The sequence below is a fragment of the Ensifer sp. Root1252 genome, from assembly GCF_001425885.1.
GTDB classification, from domain to species: domain Bacteria; phylum Pseudomonadota; class Alphaproteobacteria; order Rhizobiales; family Rhizobiaceae; genus Ensifer; species Ensifer canadensis.
The window spans coordinates 17,397-32,509 of the sequence record NZ_LMDT01000027.1; the positions used below are offsets into that span (position 1 = coordinate 17,397).

Consider the following 15,113-nt stretch of genomic DNA (forward strand, 5'->3'; position numbering starts at 1 on the left):
TCCTCAGGCGTTGTTTCGTGGTGCGCAGAGGCGGGCGTCGCTGCCCGCAAGCGTGCCGATCACCACATCGATGTCGTAGAGCTGCTTGAGCGCGGTCACGGTCAGCACCGCATCGGGTGTTCCAAGCGCGACGATCCGCGAATGGAACACCAACGCCACGCGGTCAGCCACCCGAAACGCGTGGTCGGGATTGTGGGTAGACAGAACGATCGAAACGCCTTCGCCGGCAAGCTCCCGCACCCGATCGAGCACCCGCATCTGATGACCGTAGTCGAGGCTTGCCGTCGGTTCGTCCATCACCAGGATCGAAGGCTCCTGCGCGAGCGCGCGCGCGATCAGGGCGATCTGGCGCTCACCGCCGCTGATCTCGGTATAGGCACGGTTCGCCAGATGGTCGATGCCGAGCCGCTCCAGCGTGGCGGCGGCCACCTCGCGGTCATGGCGGCCGGGCGTTGCAAACAGGCCCACATGCGGCGCACGGCCCATCAGCACCAGTTCCTCGACCGTGAATGGGAAGAGCGCGGCATGCGCCTGCGGCACATAAGCGATGCGCGAGGCACGGTCGCGGCCGGACCAGGAGCCGATCGGCTGGCCATCCAGCCGGATCGTGCCTGCCCTCAGCGGAACGAGCCCGAGCAACGTCTTGAACAGCGTCGTCTTGCCGGCGCCATTCGGCCCGAACAGCACGAGTACCTCGTTTTCATCAAGCGTGAAGCTGATGTCCTGGCCGACAAGGCGGCTGCCGTAGCCAAAGGCGATCTGGTCGACCTCGAGCCTCATTGCCAGCCCTTTCGCCCTGATGCGAGCAGCCAGAGAAAGAACGGCGCGCCGACGGTCGCCGTCAGGATGCCGAGCGGTACCTCGATCATCGCAATGCTGCGCGCCAGCATATCGGCGACGAGCAGATAGGCGGCGCCGAGCGCCATCGACACCGGCAGCAACCGGACGAAATCCGGTCCGACGAGGAGGCGCGCCACATGCGGGATGACAAGCCCAATCCAGCCGATGATGCCGGTGACCGAGACGGAAGCCGAGGTGATCAGCGTTGCCGCCAGCACCAGCACGACGCGCAGCCGGCCGGTGTCGATGCCGAGCGCACGCGCTTCTTCCTCGCCAAGCGTCATGACGTTCATGCGCCAGCGCAGGAGAAAGAGCGGGATGATGCCGACGACAAGCGCGGGAAGAATGGAGACGACGTCGCCTGATGTCACCGAGGCTAGGCTGCCGAGCAGCCAATAGGTGATCGCCGGCAACTGATCATAGGGATCGGCAAGGATCTTGATCAGCGAGATGCCGGCACCCACGTGCGCACCGACCGCGATGCCTGCCAGAACGAGAACGAGCACCGGATCCCGGTTGCGGATCACTGTTGCAACCGCATAGACAGACAGCACGGCGATCAGCCCGCCGACAAAACTCATCAGCTGGATGACGCCGACCGGCAACGACAGGAAGATGCCGACAACGGCGCCGAAGCTGGCGCCGGCGGAAACCCCGAGAATATCGGGCGAAACCAGCGGGTTGCGGAACAGGCCTTGGTAGGTGGCGCCGGCTGCCGCAAGCGCCGCGCCGACGGCAAGACCGGCCAGCACACGCGGCAAGCGGATGTTCCAGAAGACCGTGGCCACCGTCTCATCACTGGGGGTACCGCCGACCATTGCCCAGATTTGACCGATCAGATCGGACAGGCCCGCGTCGAATTTGCCGACAGTCATCGACAGGGCGGAAAGCGACAGGAGGCCTGCGATCGCAACCAGCGACCGTGCACCGACCCACCCTCGCCTCAGAACGATCTGCTTTGTCATTGCGTTTCCGGCAGGGCACCTTTGACAAGCCTCGTGAGCTGCGCGTCATCAAGATCCACTTGGTAGAAGAGTTTGTAGAATTCCCGCGTCTCGGCTTTCAGGTCACCCTCGTAGAAGCCGCCATAAAGCAGTGCCTCAAGCCAGCGGACCCCGATCAGGCGGTTGATGCCGGGCGGCGAATCGAACCAGCCGAATGGCATCGACGGCGCGATGAACACCTGTCCCTTCTCGACCGCCTGCACCCTGCTCCACGCCGGATCTGTCGCGACCGCTGAGGCGAACTTCGGGCTCGCGGCGATGATCATCTCCGGGTTCCAGGCGAGCAGCTGCTCCGGCGAAACCTGAGTGAGACTGCTCTTGCCGGCAACGGCCGCGACATTGACTGCACCTGCGGCTTCGAGGATCTCAAGATTGATCGAGCCTGCCAGGCCCGTCTCCAGACCATCGGGGCCACGTCCGTAATAGACCCTGGGCCGCTCGTCGGCCGGTACTGCCGCTATCGTCTCGCCGAGTTCCTTCAGCGTTTCGTCGGCATAGTCGGCAAGTTTGCCGGCACGCTCTTCGGCTCCGAGCATCGCGCCGAGGCTGCGCAAGGTCTCGGCACTTTTGCCGAACGAACCGTCGATCAGCACATAGGGAATGCCGGTCTGGCTCTGCACCTTGTCGGCAAGCGAGGCATAGGTCGCGTCCACCGTGCCGACATCGATGATGACGTCAGGCTTGGCCGCAAGCACCGCCTCGATATTCGCCGTCCCGCCCTTGCCGGTCAGGCGGCCATAGGTCGGTAAACCGCGTACGGCCTCCATTAGGTAGGGCTTTTCGTCTTCCTTCGGCTCGCGCACCCAGCCGGCCAGCTTCTCCGGCGCGATGGCATAGACCAGCACCGAGGCCGGCGGACCGGCCGCCAGCACCTTGCCAATATGGTCGGGAAGCTCGACCGTGCGACCGGCCGCATCCGTGAAGGGTTTCGCCTGAACCGCAAGCGGCATCAGGGTAAGAAGGGCGCCGAAGGCACCGGCGATAGATCTGATCATGGTGAAGCCTCGGGATGGAGGTGCGGACGATGGTTCGGCGCGACTATGGCACAGCGTTATATCCGTTGGAATATCTCGATTGATAACCCGTCTCCAGCGCTAAGGTCTTTGCATTGCTTGAGAACCTTGACTAGGCGGCCCGATCGGGCGATATCGGACCCATGTGCGAACATGACGTCCATATCGTTGCGCGTTCGGCCGGCATCCCAATAGGCGGGATGCAGGGTGATAAAGCACGCTAACGAAAGAGCGTTCGCGCACCTGCAGCCTCGCCGGAAACGGACGGGGTTCTTCTTTTGACGGGTGCGCCGTCCATCGGCATTTTTGATGGAGAATGAAATGGCACAGAACATCTACGACAAACCGGAATTTTTCGAAGGCTACAGCCAGCTCGGACGATCGGTCCATGGCCTCGACGGCGCCGCCGAATGGCCGGCAATCCGCGCCGCCTTGCCGGATTTGCAGGGCAAGCGCGTGGTCGATCTCGGCTGCGGCTTCGGCTGGTTCTCGCGTTTCGCGCGCGAGCAGGGTGCGGCCCGCGTGCTCGGGCTCGACCTGTCGGAAAACATGATCGCCCGCGCCCGGCGCGACACGCCCGATCCGGCGATCGAATACGGCATCGCCGATCTCGATCATCTTGCGCTCGAAACCGGCACCTTTGACGTCGCCAACAGCTCGCTCGCGTTTCACTATGTCGAGAATTTCGACCGCCTGGTCCAGGCAATCTACGATGCGCTGGTGCCGGGCGCGCACCTGGTGTTCACCATCGAGCACCCGATCTACATGGCCTCGCTGAACCCTGGCTGGCAGGTCGGGGAAAACGGGCAGAAGCGCTGGCCGGTCGATCACTATTCCATCGAGGGCCAGCGCACGACGGATTGGCTGGCCAAGGGCGTGGTCAAGTACCACCGCACGATCGGCACCACGCTCAACGCCTTGATGCGCGGCGGTTTCGCCATCCGTCACGTCGAGGAGTGGCGCCCGACGCCGGCGCAGATCGACGCCAATCCGGATCTCGCCGAAGAGATGGAACGGCCGATGATTTTGATCGTCGACGCCCAGCGGTAGGGCAGACAGAAGCCCGGGCCGGAACCGCACCCGGGCTTTGCCCATGCCGTCCAGTACTTTCATCCGAGGCGACCGTTTTCGGATTGACCCGGTCGTGCGATCACGCAAACGACGTCGCTGCGGTCGACCCGATGGGTCCTGACGTTTGCCACGCTCCATCGGCTATCGGCAAGGCGGGCTTCGATCCGGCTGGAAATGTCTTCGGCACTGCCCGACGGCTCGTCGTCAAAGATCAGCAACCGCCCGTCCGGCTTGAGAACCTGCGCAAGTACCGCCAGTTCGCGCGATGGATCGCCCCTTGCAAAGACACAGACACGGATGGCGAAAGCAGCATCGAAACGCGCGTCGCCAAAATCCGCTCGCGCCAGCTCAATAGCCTCAAAGTCTGCCCTGCCGGCCGCGACATAGCTGGCGTTTCGTTGTTTCGCCGCCGCGATCATCTTCGCAGAGCGATCGATCGCAACGATCCGCCCATCGGCCAGTTTCTCGCAAACGCCCGTAACTGCGACACCGTGACCGCAGCCGATCTCAAGCAGCCAGTCCGATGGTTGCGGTGCGATCATTTCTACTGCCCAACCGATTCTGCCTTCCGCGTGCATGTCCCCTCCTCACGCAAGCCCGCCGTCGAGTGCGGGACGATACCATGATCGGCTTGATGGTCGTCCGGGACTTTCCGATATCAAAATAAAACCACTTGCAATATAAAATCAGTTTTGCGATGATCCGCTCATCAACGAACCGTGCCGCAAATAGCGGCAAGGGAGAATGGGAGGAACGACTATGCGCAAGGTCATCATGTGGGACATGGTCAGTGTCGACGGCTTTTTCGAAGCACCAGGCCATGACATCAGCTGGTTCGTCTTCGAGGACGAACTCGCAGCCTATATCGGCGAGACCCAGCTTGAGGCCGATACGCTGCTCTTCGGCCGGGTGACCTATGAGATGATGGCGTCTTACTGGCCCGAAGCCGAAGGCGATATCGCCACCTTCATGAACGGCGTCGAGAAATACGTCTTCTCCCGCTCCCTCAAAAGCACCGACTGGCACAACACCACGCTCGTTACCGGCGACGCGGTCGCCGAAGTCGAACACCTGAAGGCGCTTGGGGGTGGTACCATCTTCATTTTCGGCAGCGCCGATTTTGCCGCAGGCCTGGTGGAAAAGGGCCTTGTCGACGAATACCGGCTTGGCATCAATCCGGTACTGCTCGGCGGCGGCGTGCCTCTGTTCAAATCGTTGCCGACGCGCACCACCCTCAAGCTCACCCACACGCGACCGCTCAAGTCCGGCGTCGTCATCCTGCATTACCAGCCGCAGCCGGATGTCTGATCGGGCGCTCGCCCCGCGGCCGCTCCCGATGCGCTGTTGCGGCCAGGGTCCGCCTCTTGACATCCCTGCCCGATCGTCCGACTTCATCAGGCAGAATGAAGGAGACGGCAGCATGAGCGAGACAGCGCGCACGACGATCGACCAGAGCGAAGTAGACCGCTTTTCGGCCATGGCCGCCGAGTGGTGGGATCCGACGGGAAAGTTCCGGCCGCTGCACAAGTTCAATCCGGTGCGCCTTGCCTATATCCGCGACAGGGTTGCCGAGCATTTCGGCCGCGATCCGAAGAGCCCGCAGCCGCTGAAGGGCCTGCGCCTGCTCGATATCGGTTGCGGTGGCGGGCTGCTGTCGGAGCCGATGGCCCGCATGGGCGCTGACGTCGTCGGCGCGGACGCTTCGGAAAAGAATATCGGCATTGCCAAGACCCATGCGGCCGGCAGCGGCGTTAACGTCGATTATCGGGCCGTGACGGCCGAAGCCCTCACGGAAGCGGGCGAAAGCTTCGACATCGTTCTCAACATGGAAGTGGTCGAGCACGTCGCCGATGTCGATTTCTTCATGACCACCTGCGCCCATATGGTTCGCCCCGGCGGCCTGATGTTCGTCGCCACCATCAACCGCACGATGAAGGCGGCGGCATTGGCCATCTTCGCCGCCGAAAACGTTCTGCGCTGGCTGCCGCGCGGCACGCATCAATATGAAAAGCTCGTGCGCCCCGAGGAATTGGAAAAACCGCTGGTGGCAAGCGGCCTGGAACTGACCGAACGCACCGGCGTATTCTTCAATCCGCTGTCCAACCAGTGGAACCTGTCGAAGGACATGGACGTCAATTACATGATTGTCGCCAAGCGCCCGCTCTAACGCAGCCGGCCCTTCGCATCCGCATCAAATCCTATGCAAAGCCCTCCGCCGACGCCGTTCGCCGGGGGGCTTTGCTTTTAGCGCTACTGCATAGTTCCTTAAATCGGATCCGATTTTAAGGACAAAATTATGCAGCAAGTTTAAAACGCTACAGCGTCCTTTGTGCGTCATATTTGGCGCACGGCGCTGTAGCGCCTCAAGCCACCTTCGGCCGCGCCTGCCACTCATGCTGAAGCAGCGCGTAGATGAACTCGTCCCCCCATTGGCCGTTGAACAGGTCGTTCTGGATCAGATGCGCCTCACGGCGCATGCCGAGCCGCTCGACGACCCCGACGGAACCGGCGTTGAGCGGGTCGAGACGGGCAAAGATCCGGTGGAAGTTCAATTGGAAGAAACCCAGGTCGAGCACTGCCCGCATCGCTTCGGTGGCATAGCCCTTGCCCGAAAATGCCGGATTGAAGATGTAGCCGGCTTCAGCCTGCCGCGCCGCCTTGCTGGCGAGCTTCAACAGCACCTCGCCGACAAGCGCGCCATCCTGCCTCCGTTCGACCGCAAAAACCGCGACATCGCCATCCGCATCGAGACGCGGGTCGCTCGCCTTGGCGAATTTTGCGCGCGCGCCGTCCTCGTCAAGCGGATTGGCATAGAGATAGCGGTAAACCTCCGGCAGCCGGTGATAGGCATGGAACCCGTCGAAATCCTCAGGCGCAAAATGCCTGATCGTCAGGCGGTCGGTGGAAATGCGAAGGTCGGAAAGATCCATAGCGCTCAAAATCCCGGATTACAAAGATCCGGAAATGGGAACCAACGATCTGTTTTTAAAGGGTGTTTGCTAGATTTCGCCTGAGAGCGCTGAAAGTCGGTGGCGCGAGCAGGCATTGCGCTCTGCAGGTCAGTTGACCTCGTCGGGCAACACCGGCAGTGGCGCGATCGCGATGCCCTCTTCGAGAAGCGCGACAGCCTCTTCCACGGTCGCCTTGCCGATCAGGCCGCGTTCATCCGTCTCGCCATAGTGGATCTTGCGGGCCTCTTCGGGAAAGCGGTCACCGACATCCTCGGCATTGTCGCGCACCGCCTTGACGAGTTCGCGGATTTTCGCGACGGTTTCCTTCTGCGCCTGGTCCATGACCAATGCCCGCGTCGCTTCCTTCTTGCGGGCGGTCGCGACCGACGGTGCCATCAGTTGCTTGGCAACCGACGTGGAATTGCAGGTGGGACAGGAGACGAGCTTGCGCTCCATCTGGCGGTCGAAATCGTCACTCGACGAGAACCAGCCCTCGAAAGCGTGGCCCTGATCGCAGGAAAGCGTGTAGCGAATCAAGCGGCAACGCCTCCTTTTCCGGTCGGCAGGACATGATCCAGCCCAAAGCTGCGGGCATTCCTGAGGTTCGGGATCTTGGCGCGGGCCACATGCACGGCGGCCACGTCTATTTCAGCCAGCACGATCCCCTCGCCGGCAGCACCCGCTGCGGCGAGCACCTTGCCCCAGGGGTCGACGATCATCGAATGGCCAAAGGTCTCACGCCCGTCCTCATGCACGCCGCCCTGTGCAGCGGCGATGACGAAGAAGCCGTTTTCGATGGCACGGGCGCGCAGCAGGATTTCCCAATGCGCTTCGCCCGTCTGCCGGGTGAAGGCGGCCGGTACCGACATCACCTCTGCGCCTGCAACCGCCTGCTGGCGGAACAGCTCGGGGAAGCGAACATCGTAGCAGATGGCAAAGCCCAATTTGCCGAAATCGAGGTCGGCAAGGCGTGCCGTGCTGCCCGGGGTGTAAGCAGCGCTCTCGCGCCAGCTTTCGCCATTGTCGAGATCGACGTCGAACATGTGGATCTTGTCGTAGTCACAGATTTTCACCCCATCCGGACCGAAGAGGAAACCGCGATTGGCGATCTTGCCGTCGGCAAGGGCAATGGCGGTCGAGCCCACATGCAGATGAATGCCGAGTTCGCCAGCAAGCGCTGCCGCTTCGCGAACGATAATATCGTTTGCCTCGTCCTTGAGTACGGCCCGCAAGCCGGCACGATCGCGCTGGAGCGCACCCGTCATCTCCGGCGTCTGGACATAGATCGCCCCGTGACCAGCCGCCTCGCGCACCAGCCGTGCCATCGTCTCGGCGTTTCGTGCCGGATCGACGCCAGAACACATCTGGATGGCGGCAGCCTTGAATGTCATCGCAGTCTGGCTCCTCAGGGCATTTCCCGGAAAGGCACGAAGCAGCTCTCCGTCGGAAATGCGCAAAGCTTATGAGATGGAGCGCTTCGCCACTCCATCCAAAGCGGCAACGGTCTAGGCGACGAGCATTTCGTCGAGCTTTCCGGCGCGCTCGAGCGCGTGCAGATCGTCGCAGCCGCCGACATGGATATCGTTGATGAAGATCTGCGGAAATGTGGTTCCGCCATGCGATTTCTCGATCATCTTCTGGCGCACCTGCGGATCGTAGGTTGCATCATGCTCGAGGAACGAGACGCCCTTGGTTTCCAGAAGCTTTTTGGCAGCCGAGCAATAGCCGCAGAACTGACGCGTATAAATAACGACCGAAGCCATGTTTCCTAACCGCTCCTTCACCGGCAACGATGCCGGACTTCCATTTGTCATATAAGACCGGACATGGCTCTTGCAAAGGTTAAAACCGTGACGTGGCCGGCCCCCGCCCGCTTCAGCGCGCGGGTCGCGGCCGAAACGGTGGCGCCGGTGGTATAGACATCATCGACGAGAACGATGCGTTTTCCGACGAGACCTTGCTTGCCGCTTTCGGTGACGGCAAAGGCGCCGCGAACATTGTCTTCACGCGCCTTGGCGCCGAGCCCGACCTGCTTGGTCGTGCGCCTGATCCGGCGAAGCGTTGTCGGCAGGTAGGGCCGCCCGGACAGTGCGGCGACGGAACGGGCAAGCTCTGCCGCCTGGTTGTATTTGCGCCCCCAGAGCCTGAAGGCATGCAGCGGCACCGGGATGATCGCATCCGCGGAGGCGACGGCACCATCGCTCGCCCGGACCATCCATTCCGCCATCATCGGAGCAAGATCGGTGCGGTCCCGATATTTCAGCCCATGCACGAGTTCACGCGCGATGCCTTCGTGGATCGCAACGGAGCGCAGGCGGTCGAACACCGGCGGATCGGCGATCGCCTCGGGCGACACCGTTCCCTCGCCGTGATCATGGGCAAACGGCAGGCCGAGGATTTCGCAGTAGGGCCGCTCGAGCAGTTGAAGCGTCGACCAGCAGGGCGCACAGACGGCCCGGTGACGACCCATCAGGCGTCCACAACCGCAGCAGACGGGCGGGTATACGACGTCGATGAGATCAACGCCGATCCGCCGCAGAAAGGCCAGGCAATCCGCCAGGCCAAATTGCCGCTCTTCCCAGTTCATGAGGTTGACTTTGCCGTCGTGTGGGTTTCTTTGCAGGACGCTGTAGCACTTTGAAATTCTGCATGTTTACTCCCTTAATCGGTTTCGATCCGGGGAAGCAATCATGCTGCCGGAGCAGAGTACCGTGGAAATCATCTTTGACCAGAGCCTTGTCGAGGCCCACCGTCGCCGGGCGCTGCGCAATGCCGACCCCAAGGCAGCCTTCCTCCTCGATATCGTCGCACAGGAGCTGGCCGACCGTGTCAGCGTCGTCGAGCGACAGTTCGACAGGGCTATGGAATTGCACGGCTACACTGGCGCAACAGCCCTTCGGCTTCTGGAAACCGGCAAGGTCGGAACGGTCGAGCGGGTGGAAACGGATCCAGGCTTCGGCACGACCGCCATGCCGGTCGCGATTGCGCCACTCGAGCGCATCCCGGCCGAGCCCGAGACACTCAATCTTCTCGTCTCCCCGCTGTCGCTGCATCTCACCAACGACACGCCCGGCGCCTTCATCCAGGCGCGCCGATCGCTGAAGCCGGACGGGTTGTTCCTGGCAGCTATTCCCGGCAATGGAACGCTGAACGAGTTGCGCGAGGCGTTGCTTGCCGCCGAGGCCGAGCTGACCGGGGGCGCAAGCCCGCGCGTCGTTCCCTTCGCCGACGTTCGCGACATGGGCGCATTGCTGCAGCGGGCGGGCTTTGCCCTGCCGGTGGCGGACGCAGAGACCTATACGGTGCGCTACGATTCGCTCTTCGCGCTGATCCGGGATTTGCGGGCGATGGGCATGACCAGCCCGCTTACAGCGCGCAGCCGGACACCCGTGTCCCGGCGCTTTTTCCTGAGGGCTGCGGAAATCTATGCCGAGCGCTTCTCCGACCCGGACGGCCGCATCCGCGCGACCTTCTCCGTCGTCTACCTCTCAGGCTGGGCACCGCACGAAAGCCAGCAGAAACCGCTGAAGCCGGGCTCTGCCAAACAGCGGCTGTCGGAGGCTCTTGGGACGAAGGAAAGACCGGTCTAGGAGCATTTCCAGGAAAAGTGCCAGCGGTTTTCCGCCAGGAAATGCGTAAAAACAAAGAGGTGGCGCGCTCTGCGACCTCGTCCAAAGCGGAAACGCGCTAAGCGTCCGGTCCGATCAACGTCAACTCATTGCGTTCTGGAATGTCGTCGTCAACAGCTCGAAGATGGCCGTAAGCGCTGCCTGTATCTGCTCCATTCCGAGAAGCAGGCTGACAGAAATGATCGCTGCGATGAGACCGTACTCGATCGCTGTGGCCGCGCTTCTATCGCGAATAAGGCGCTTCAACGTGTCCATAGGTCCCCAGCCCGGTTGGAACTCACTTCCCGACCGGCAGACACGCAAGGAACCAGTCCGACGCGCCGCCCGGATCAGCAGCCACTCTTGCTGCCGTCGGCATCGATGATGCAGACCGCACCCGGCATTTCCTGAAGCACGCTGCGGCGCACGGTATAGCGCTTGGTGGTGCCGTTCGAGGGGATAGAGCCGGTCGAAATATTGTCGTAGTCCACCGGCGTGTTCGCCAGCATGCGCTTGTCCGTCTTCGAGGACAGCATCGGTGTCAGGATCAACGTCAGTGCAATCACCGCTGTTCCAAACAGCAGCGACAGATTGAGCACGCCTGTCCGGCGGGACTGGCTCGTCGCCATGTCCTTCTCCTGAACCGTCCTCCAGAAATCGTCGTCTACCATCCAAGCCTCACAAACGCAGAAGGTGCGGCGAACGGGAGCATCCTTCCCAAGCTTCGTTTGCCACATTGTCCGAAACCGATACGCCGCTCGCTGAACGTTACGCACCGAAACTGAATTGAAGTTATCTTTGCGGGAGGGAGATAAACGATCGATTAATAATCGGTCGGTTTTTGGGTAGGTTCAGAGCAAATCCATAAGAAATGGGATGAGCGGCTCATCGGCAGGAGGCATCGGGTAGTCGCGCAGTGCCTTGGAGCGCACCCATTTGATCGCCTGGCCCTCCCGCCCAATCGCCACGCCTTCATAGCGACGGCAGACATAGAGCGGCATCAGCAGGTGAAAATCGTCGTAGGTATGGCTGGCAAAGGTCAGCGGCGCCAGGCAGGCAACCTTGGTCTGGATGCCGAGTTCTTCGTCCAGTTCGCGGATCAGCGTTTCCTCCGGCGTCTCGCCGGGCTCCACCTTGCCGCCGGGAAATTCCCAGAGGCCGGCAAGCGATTTGCCCTCAGGACGCTGCGCCAGCAGGATGCGGCCATCAGAATCCACCAAGGCGCAAGCCGCGACGAGAACGATCTTCTTTCCGATAGCGTCCATCATTCAAGCTTTCGGCGTGCGGTAGAGATAGCTGTAGACATCGCGGAAACCGGCGCTGCGATAAAGCGCCAACGCCGCCTCGCTGGTTGCCTCGACCTGTAGCCATGCCTTCTTGGCGCCGCGCAGGCGCGCCCAGCGCAACGAAACGTCGAGCATGGCTTTGCCCAGCCCCTGTCGACGGAAATGCTCATCAACGGCAAACAGCATGATGCCCGCGAGATCGTTGTCCTGAACGACGAGCGATACCGCCGTCGGCCCGCTTTCCACGTCCTCGAACAGGAACAGCCCGCTCTCCGGCTTGATCGAATTGATGATCTCGGCCAGTGCCGCCTTGGTCTTGGGGTCTTCCTTGCCGATGCGGATGCGTGCGTCGACGAAGCGGCCGACGTCCTTGATCGGCAGATGGTCAATGCCATCACCAAAGTCGCGCTCGGCGATATCAGCCATCATCACGGTGCTATGGGAGAAGGCGGTCCAGCCTTCGGCATCCATGTGGGCGATCAGTTGCGGCGGCGTCAGCGGCGTCTGTCGCACGGTCAGTGGCCGGTCGTAGTCGGCAAAGCGCCTGGCAGCCTTTTCCAATCGAACAGGGATGTCGCGGTAATCGGAGGGATCGAGCGGGTTGACCGAATTGAGACGCTTGGAATCGTGGCCAGCATTCAGCCGGATCAGCCAGCTGCCGTCATAATGGACCGACGCCGCCGGCCAGGCGCGAAAGCCGACGGCCTCAAGCCGCCGTACGCTCGGAAGATCAACCATCCGCTTGTCCTTGCCTTCAGCCGCGGCATCGCCTGCGGACGGCTGGGTCTCGATCGATGTCATCTGCTTACCCCCAACAGGCCAAACCAATTACCGACAATGCGAGCAGCTTTGGGAGCTGCAAGCCCCGGGGGAGCTGCAAGCCCCGGGGAAAAGACTGCGCGCGAAGACGTCAGCTTCTGTAGTCGCCGTTGATCTCGACATATTCCTTGGTGAGGTCGCAGGTAAAGACCGTCGCACGTCCGGCACCAAGCCCGATATCGACGCGGATCGGGATATCCTGCGCCTTCATGACCGCCGTGGCGGCGGCTTCCGAATAGGTAGGATCGCGCTCGCCCTCGACGGCGACCCGCACATCGCCGAACCAGATGGCCAGCCGGTCGCGCTCGGCCATCTCGCCGGACTTGCCGACGGCCATGACAACGCGTCCCCAATTGGCGTCCTCACCCGCAACCGCGGTCTTGACCAGCGGCGAATTGGCGATCGAAAGCGCGATGCGCTTCGCGGCCGCGTCGTTCTCGGCACCCTCCACCGTAACGGCAACCATCTTGCGCGCACCTTCGCCGTCGCGAACGACCTGGAGAGCCAGATCGCGCAACAGATCGTTGAGGGCCGCCCGGAAGGCGTCGAGCTTCGCATCGGAAGCATCCGTCACTTTCCGCTGGCCATCGCCGGCAGCAGCACCGGTCGCAAACAGCATCAGGGTGTCGGACGTCGACGTGTCGCTATCAACGGTAACCGAATTGAACGTCGGGCCGACTCCGGCCGAAAGCAGCGCCTGCAGCGCCGCTGGCGCGATGTCGGCGTCGGTAACGACGAAGGAGAGCATCGTCGCCATGTCAGGCGCAATCATGCCAGCACCCTTGGCGATGCCATTGATCGTCACCTTCACGCCGTCGATCTCTGCGCTGCGGGTGGCGACCTTCGGATAGGTGTCCGTGGTCATGATCGCCTTGGCGGCCTCGAACCAGAAGTCTTCGCGGCCGGCAGCGGCGAGATCGTCGAGCACGCCTGCGAACTTCGTCGCGTCCAGCGGTTCGCCGATGACGCCGGTCGAGGCCAGAAACACCTCACTCTCGGCGCAACCGGCAGCCTTCGCCGCCGATTTCGCGGTCAGTTCCGTCGCGTCGCGGCCCTTCTTGCCGGTGAAGGCATTGGCATTGCCGGAATTGACGACAACCGCACGCGCAACGCCGCCGCCAAGGCTCTGGCGGCAGAAGTCGACAGGCGCTGACGGGCACTTGGAGCGGGTGAACACGCCGGCAACAGCCGCAGGCTTGTCGAAAACCATCATCAGCACGTCGGTACGGTTCTTGTACTTGATGCCGGCGGCGGCAGTTGCCATGCGAACACCGCGCAAGGCGGGCATTTCGGCAAAGGTTTTCGGAGCGAGCGGAGAGACGGAACCGGACATGGGAAACCTGCGTGAAGAACGTGGGGTCAAGGTGGCGTTGCGACAAATGCCCGAGCGGCTTTCGGGCCGTCGGGCATCGACAAGAAACGTAGATCGGCGAGCCTTGCCTAAAGCACAACCCGCCGGTCGAAATTACTTGGCTTCCTGCGCCTTGTTGGCCTCGTCGTAGGCCTTCTTCAGAGCCGGATCGGAAATCTCGACACCGGCGTCCTTCTTGGCAGCAGTAAGAAGCTCAACGTATTTGTCGCGCATGACAAGCTGACGAACCTGCGGCTCGACCTGCTCCAGCGCCGGCGGGGCCTGCGGACGCTTGTCCTCGACCAGGATGACATGGAAGCCGAATTGCGTCTTCACCGGCGTCTTGGTGTAGGCGCCCTTATCGAGCGTGAACACGACGGCGTCGAATTCAGGAACCATGCGGCCCTTGGTGAAGTAGCCGAGGTCACCGCCGTCATCCTTGTTCGGATCGGAGGACTTGGCCTTGGCCAGCTCGACGAAGCTCTTGCCGGCGTCGAGTTCCTTGATGATTTCCTTGGCCTCTTCCTCGGTCTTGACGAGGATATGACGTGCCTTGATTTCTTCCTGCACCGGAACCGCGGCGATTTCCTTGTCGTAGCGTGCCTTCACCTCTTCCTTGGTGATCGCGTCGACGACGTGCTTCTTGAAGAAGGCGTTGTGCAGTTCGCGCTCGGTCAGGTAGGCCAGACGCTGCTTGAAGGCCGCGTCGTCCTGAAGGCCTTCCTTCTCGGCCGTCTTCGACAGAAGCTTGACGTCGATGACAGCCGAAAGTGCTGCGGCGCGCTTCTGCTCTTCCGGCATCTGCTGCAGCTGCGGGTCGAGACCACCAAGGGCGAGGTTGAGCTCGGACTGGCGCACTTCTTCGCCACCGACCGTGGCGATGACAGGGTCCGCATCTTCGGCGCGCGCGACACCATGAACGGCGATCGCCGCAACCAGGGCCGCAGCGGCCAGGGTCTTAAACTTCGACATGCTCGTAACCTTTCACCTTTGGCCGTCAACGCGATTGCATTGGGCTCGTAGCGGCTGAACACCACCAGAATGTGGCGGTTCTGTAGCCGTCCAGCCACGCAAGTGCGTTGACATAATTCGACCCCCCTCTTATCTGTCACGCAACCTCGCGTCCAGAACAGTTTCCGGGCGTTTCACGGCATTGCGCGGTTTTGACGG

The 15,113-nt window shown here is 62.1% G+C and carries 19 protein-coding genes; 4 read left to right on the forward strand and 15 right to left on the reverse strand.

What is annotated here, in order from left to right; translation table 11 throughout:
- Window positions 1-3: 3 nt before the first annotated feature.
- From ASD02_RS25330 to ASD02_RS25340, 3 genes are read right to left on the reverse strand one after another with little or no spacing between them, the layout of a single operon-like run.
- Entirely contained in the window at window positions 4-780 is a 777-nt protein-coding gene (locus ASD02_RS25330) for an ABC transporter ATP-binding protein (RefSeq protein ID WP_057221353.1), read from the reverse strand.
- Window positions 777-1,805 carry an iron ABC transporter permease gene (locus ASD02_RS25335; protein ID WP_025424544.1) on the reverse strand — a complete coding sequence of 343 codons (1,029 nt, stop codon included), beginning with the start codon at window positions 1,803-1,805 and terminating at the stop codon, window positions 777-779. Before ASD02_RS25335 ends, ASD02_RS25330 begins: the two co-directional genes overlap by 4 nt.
- The gene (locus tag ASD02_RS25340) at window positions 1,802-2,839 is read right to left on the reverse strand and encodes an iron ABC transporter substrate-binding protein (RefSeq protein WP_025424545.1); all 1,038 of its coding nucleotides are present in this window, start codon (window positions 2,837-2,839) and stop codon (window positions 1,802-1,804) included. The genes ASD02_RS25335 and ASD02_RS25340 overlap by 4 nt, the downstream gene beginning before the upstream one ends.
- Before the next feature lie 339 nt (window positions 2,840-3,178).
- Between ASD02_RS25340 and ASD02_RS25345 the strand changes: the two genes are divergently transcribed.
- A complete protein-coding gene (locus ASD02_RS25345; RefSeq protein WP_057221354.1) occupies window positions 3,179-3,907 on the forward strand; it encodes a class I SAM-dependent methyltransferase in 729 nt (242 codons plus the stop codon).
- Between the two features lie 59 nt (window positions 3,908-3,966).
- On the opposite strand, the gene ASD02_RS25350 is transcribed toward ASD02_RS25345, so the two are convergent.
- Window positions 3,967-4,470, reverse strand: coding sequence for a methyltransferase (locus tag ASD02_RS25350; protein ID WP_158071745.1), 504 nt, complete (start codon window positions 4,468-4,470; stop codon window positions 3,967-3,969).
- A 217-nt stretch (window positions 4,471-4,687) separates the two neighbouring features.
- On the opposite strand from ASD02_RS25350, the gene ASD02_RS25355 reads away from it, so the two are divergent.
- Complete coding sequence (locus tag ASD02_RS25355) at window positions 4,688-5,236, forward strand: dihydrofolate reductase family protein (RefSeq protein WP_025424548.1); 549 nt, start codon at window positions 4,688-4,690, stop codon at window positions 5,234-5,236.
- A 112-nt stretch (window positions 5,237-5,348) separates the two neighbouring features.
- Window positions 5,349-6,095, forward strand: coding sequence for a bifunctional 2-polyprenyl-6-hydroxyphenol methylase/3-demethylubiquinol 3-O-methyltransferase UbiG (ubiG, locus tag ASD02_RS25360; RefSeq protein ID WP_025424549.1), 747 nt, complete (start codon window positions 5,349-5,351; stop codon window positions 6,093-6,095).
- 196 nt (window positions 6,096-6,291) lie between these two features.
- Here ubiG and ASD02_RS25365 read toward each other — a convergent pair whose 3' ends face one another.
- The 5 genes from ASD02_RS25365 to ASD02_RS25385 all read right to left on the reverse strand — a co-directional run bounded on the left by ASD02_RS25365 (window position 6,292) and on the right by ASD02_RS25385 (window position 9,466).
- Window positions 6,292-6,858, reverse strand: a complete 567-nt coding sequence (locus ASD02_RS25365; protein ID WP_025424550.1) for a GNAT family N-acetyltransferase — start codon at window positions 6,856-6,858, stop codon at window positions 6,292-6,294.
- A 129-nt stretch (window positions 6,859-6,987) separates the two neighbouring features.
- Window positions 6,988-7,416, reverse strand: coding sequence for a DUF1178 family protein (locus tag ASD02_RS25370; protein ID WP_057210230.1), 429 nt, complete (start codon window positions 7,414-7,416; stop codon window positions 6,988-6,990).
- Window positions 7,413-8,270: a carbon-nitrogen hydrolase family protein gene (locus tag ASD02_RS25375; protein WP_025424552.1), complete on the reverse strand. Its 858-nt coding sequence runs from the start codon at window positions 8,268-8,270 to the stop codon at window positions 7,413-7,415. The genes ASD02_RS25370 and ASD02_RS25375 overlap by 4 nt, the downstream gene beginning before the upstream one ends.
- 114 nt (window positions 8,271-8,384) lie before the next feature.
- The gene (gene grxC / locus ASD02_RS25380) at window positions 8,385-8,642 is read right to left on the reverse strand and encodes a glutaredoxin 3 (protein ID WP_038575627.1); all 258 of its coding nucleotides are present in this window, start codon (window positions 8,640-8,642) and stop codon (window positions 8,385-8,387) included.
- A 47-nt stretch (window positions 8,643-8,689) separates the two neighbouring features.
- Window positions 8,690-9,466 carry a ComF family protein gene (locus ASD02_RS25385; RefSeq protein WP_025424554.1) on the reverse strand — a complete coding sequence of 259 codons (777 nt, stop codon included), beginning with the start codon at window positions 9,464-9,466 and terminating at the stop codon, window positions 8,690-8,692.
- Window positions 9,467-9,590: 124 nt separating this feature from the next.
- Between ASD02_RS25385 and ASD02_RS25390 the strand changes: the two genes are divergently transcribed.
- On the forward strand, window positions 9,591-10,469 hold the full coding sequence (locus ASD02_RS25390; protein WP_025424555.1) for an SAM-dependent methyltransferase: 879 nt from the start codon (window positions 9,591-9,593) through the stop codon (window positions 10,467-10,469).
- 120 nt (window positions 10,470-10,589) lie between these two features.
- Here the strand turns inward: ASD02_RS25390 and ASD02_RS36565 are convergent, their stop codons facing one another.
- The 6 genes from ASD02_RS36565 to ASD02_RS25415 form a co-directional block, all read right to left on the reverse strand.
- Window positions 10,590-10,763 carry a Flp family type IVb pilin gene (locus ASD02_RS36565; protein ID WP_063963353.1) on the reverse strand — a complete coding sequence of 58 codons (174 nt, stop codon included), beginning with the start codon at window positions 10,761-10,763 and terminating at the stop codon, window positions 10,590-10,592.
- Window positions 10,764-10,837: 74 nt separating this feature from the next.
- Window positions 10,838-11,158, reverse strand: coding sequence for a hypothetical protein (locus ASD02_RS25395; protein ID WP_057210232.1), 321 nt, complete (start codon window positions 11,156-11,158; stop codon window positions 10,838-10,840).
- Window positions 11,159-11,338: 180 nt separating this feature from the next.
- Entirely contained in the window at window positions 11,339-11,752 is a 414-nt protein-coding gene (mutT, locus tag ASD02_RS25400; protein ID WP_025424557.1) for an 8-oxo-dGTP diphosphatase MutT, read from the reverse strand.
- Between the two features lie 3 nt (window positions 11,753-11,755).
- Window positions 11,756-12,511, reverse strand: coding sequence for a GNAT family N-acetyltransferase (locus ASD02_RS25405; protein WP_107028038.1), 756 nt, complete (start codon window positions 12,509-12,511; stop codon window positions 11,756-11,758).
- A gap of 172 nt (window positions 12,512-12,683) precedes the next feature.
- Complete coding sequence (argJ, locus tag ASD02_RS25410) at window positions 12,684-13,925, reverse strand: bifunctional glutamate N-acetyltransferase/amino-acid acetyltransferase ArgJ (protein WP_025424559.1); 1,242 nt, start codon at window positions 13,923-13,925, stop codon at window positions 12,684-12,686.
- Window positions 13,926-14,057: 132 nt separating this feature from the next.
- Window positions 14,058-14,915, reverse strand: a complete 858-nt coding sequence (locus ASD02_RS25415) for a peptidylprolyl isomerase (RefSeq protein WP_025424560.1) — start codon at window positions 14,913-14,915, stop codon at window positions 14,058-14,060.
- Window positions 14,916-15,113 lie beyond the last annotated feature (198 nt).

What these genes read in the sequence shown, in the direction of transcription:
- ASD02_RS25375 (WP_025424552.1), bottom strand. Translation starts at nt 8,270, where the DNA reads ATGACATTCAAGGCTGCCGCCATCCAGATGTGTTCTGGCGTCGATCCG.
- ASD02_RS25355 (WP_025424548.1), top strand. Translation starts at nt 4,688, where the DNA reads ATGCGCAAGGTCATCATGTGGGACATGGTCAGTGTCGACGGCTTTTTC.
- ASD02_RS25345 (WP_057221354.1), top strand. Translation starts at nt 3,179, where the DNA reads ATGGCACAGAACATCTACGACAAACCGGAATTTTTCGAAGGCTACAGC.
- mutT (WP_025424557.1), bottom strand. Translation starts at nt 11,752, where the DNA reads ATGGACGCTATCGGAAAGAAGATCGTTCTCGTCGCGGCTTGCGCCTTG.
- ASD02_RS25330 (WP_057221353.1), bottom strand. Translation starts at nt 780, where the DNA reads ATGAGGCTCGAGGTCGACCAGATCGCCTTTGGCTACGGCAGCCGCCTT.
- ASD02_RS25395 (WP_057210232.1), bottom strand. Translation starts at nt 11,158, where the DNA reads ATGGTAGACGACGATTTCTGGAGGACGGTTCAGGAGAAGGACATGGCG.
- ASD02_RS36565 (WP_063963353.1), bottom strand. Translation starts at nt 10,763, where the DNA reads ATGGACACGTTGAAGCGCCTTATTCGCGATAGAAGCGCGGCCACAGCG.
- ubiG (WP_025424549.1), top strand. Translation starts at nt 5,349, where the DNA reads ATGAGCGAGACAGCGCGCACGACGATCGACCAGAGCGAAGTAGACCGC.
- ASD02_RS25335 (WP_025424544.1), bottom strand. Translation starts at nt 1,805, where the DNA reads ATGACAAAGCAGATCGTTCTGAGGCGAGGGTGGGTCGGTGCACGGTCG.
- grxC (WP_038575627.1), bottom strand. Translation starts at nt 8,642, where the DNA reads ATGGCTTCGGTCGTTATTTATACGCGTCAGTTCTGCGGCTATTGCTCG.
- ASD02_RS25350 (WP_158071745.1), bottom strand. Translation starts at nt 4,470, where the DNA reads ATGATCGCACCGCAACCATCGGACTGGCTGCTTGAGATCGGCTGCGGT.
- ASD02_RS25385 (WP_025424554.1), bottom strand. Translation starts at nt 9,466, where the DNA reads ATGAACTGGGAAGAGCGGCAATTTGGCCTGGCGGATTGCCTGGCCTTT.
- ASD02_RS25405 (WP_107028038.1), bottom strand. Translation starts at nt 12,511, where the DNA reads ATGGTTGATCTTCCGAGCGTACGGCGGCTTGAGGCCGTCGGCTTTCGC.
- argJ (WP_025424559.1), bottom strand. Translation starts at nt 13,925, where the DNA reads ATGTCCGGTTCCGTCTCTCCGCTCGCTCCGAAAACCTTTGCCGAAATG.
- ASD02_RS25340 (WP_025424545.1), bottom strand. Translation starts at nt 2,839, where the DNA reads ATGATCAGATCTATCGCCGGTGCCTTCGGCGCCCTTCTTACCCTGATG.
- ASD02_RS25415 (WP_025424560.1), bottom strand. Translation starts at nt 14,915, where the DNA reads ATGTCGAAGTTTAAGACCCTGGCCGCTGCGGCCCTGGTTGCGGCGATC.
- ASD02_RS25365 (WP_025424550.1), bottom strand. Translation starts at nt 6,858, where the DNA reads ATGGATCTTTCCGACCTTCGCATTTCCACCGACCGCCTGACGATCAGG.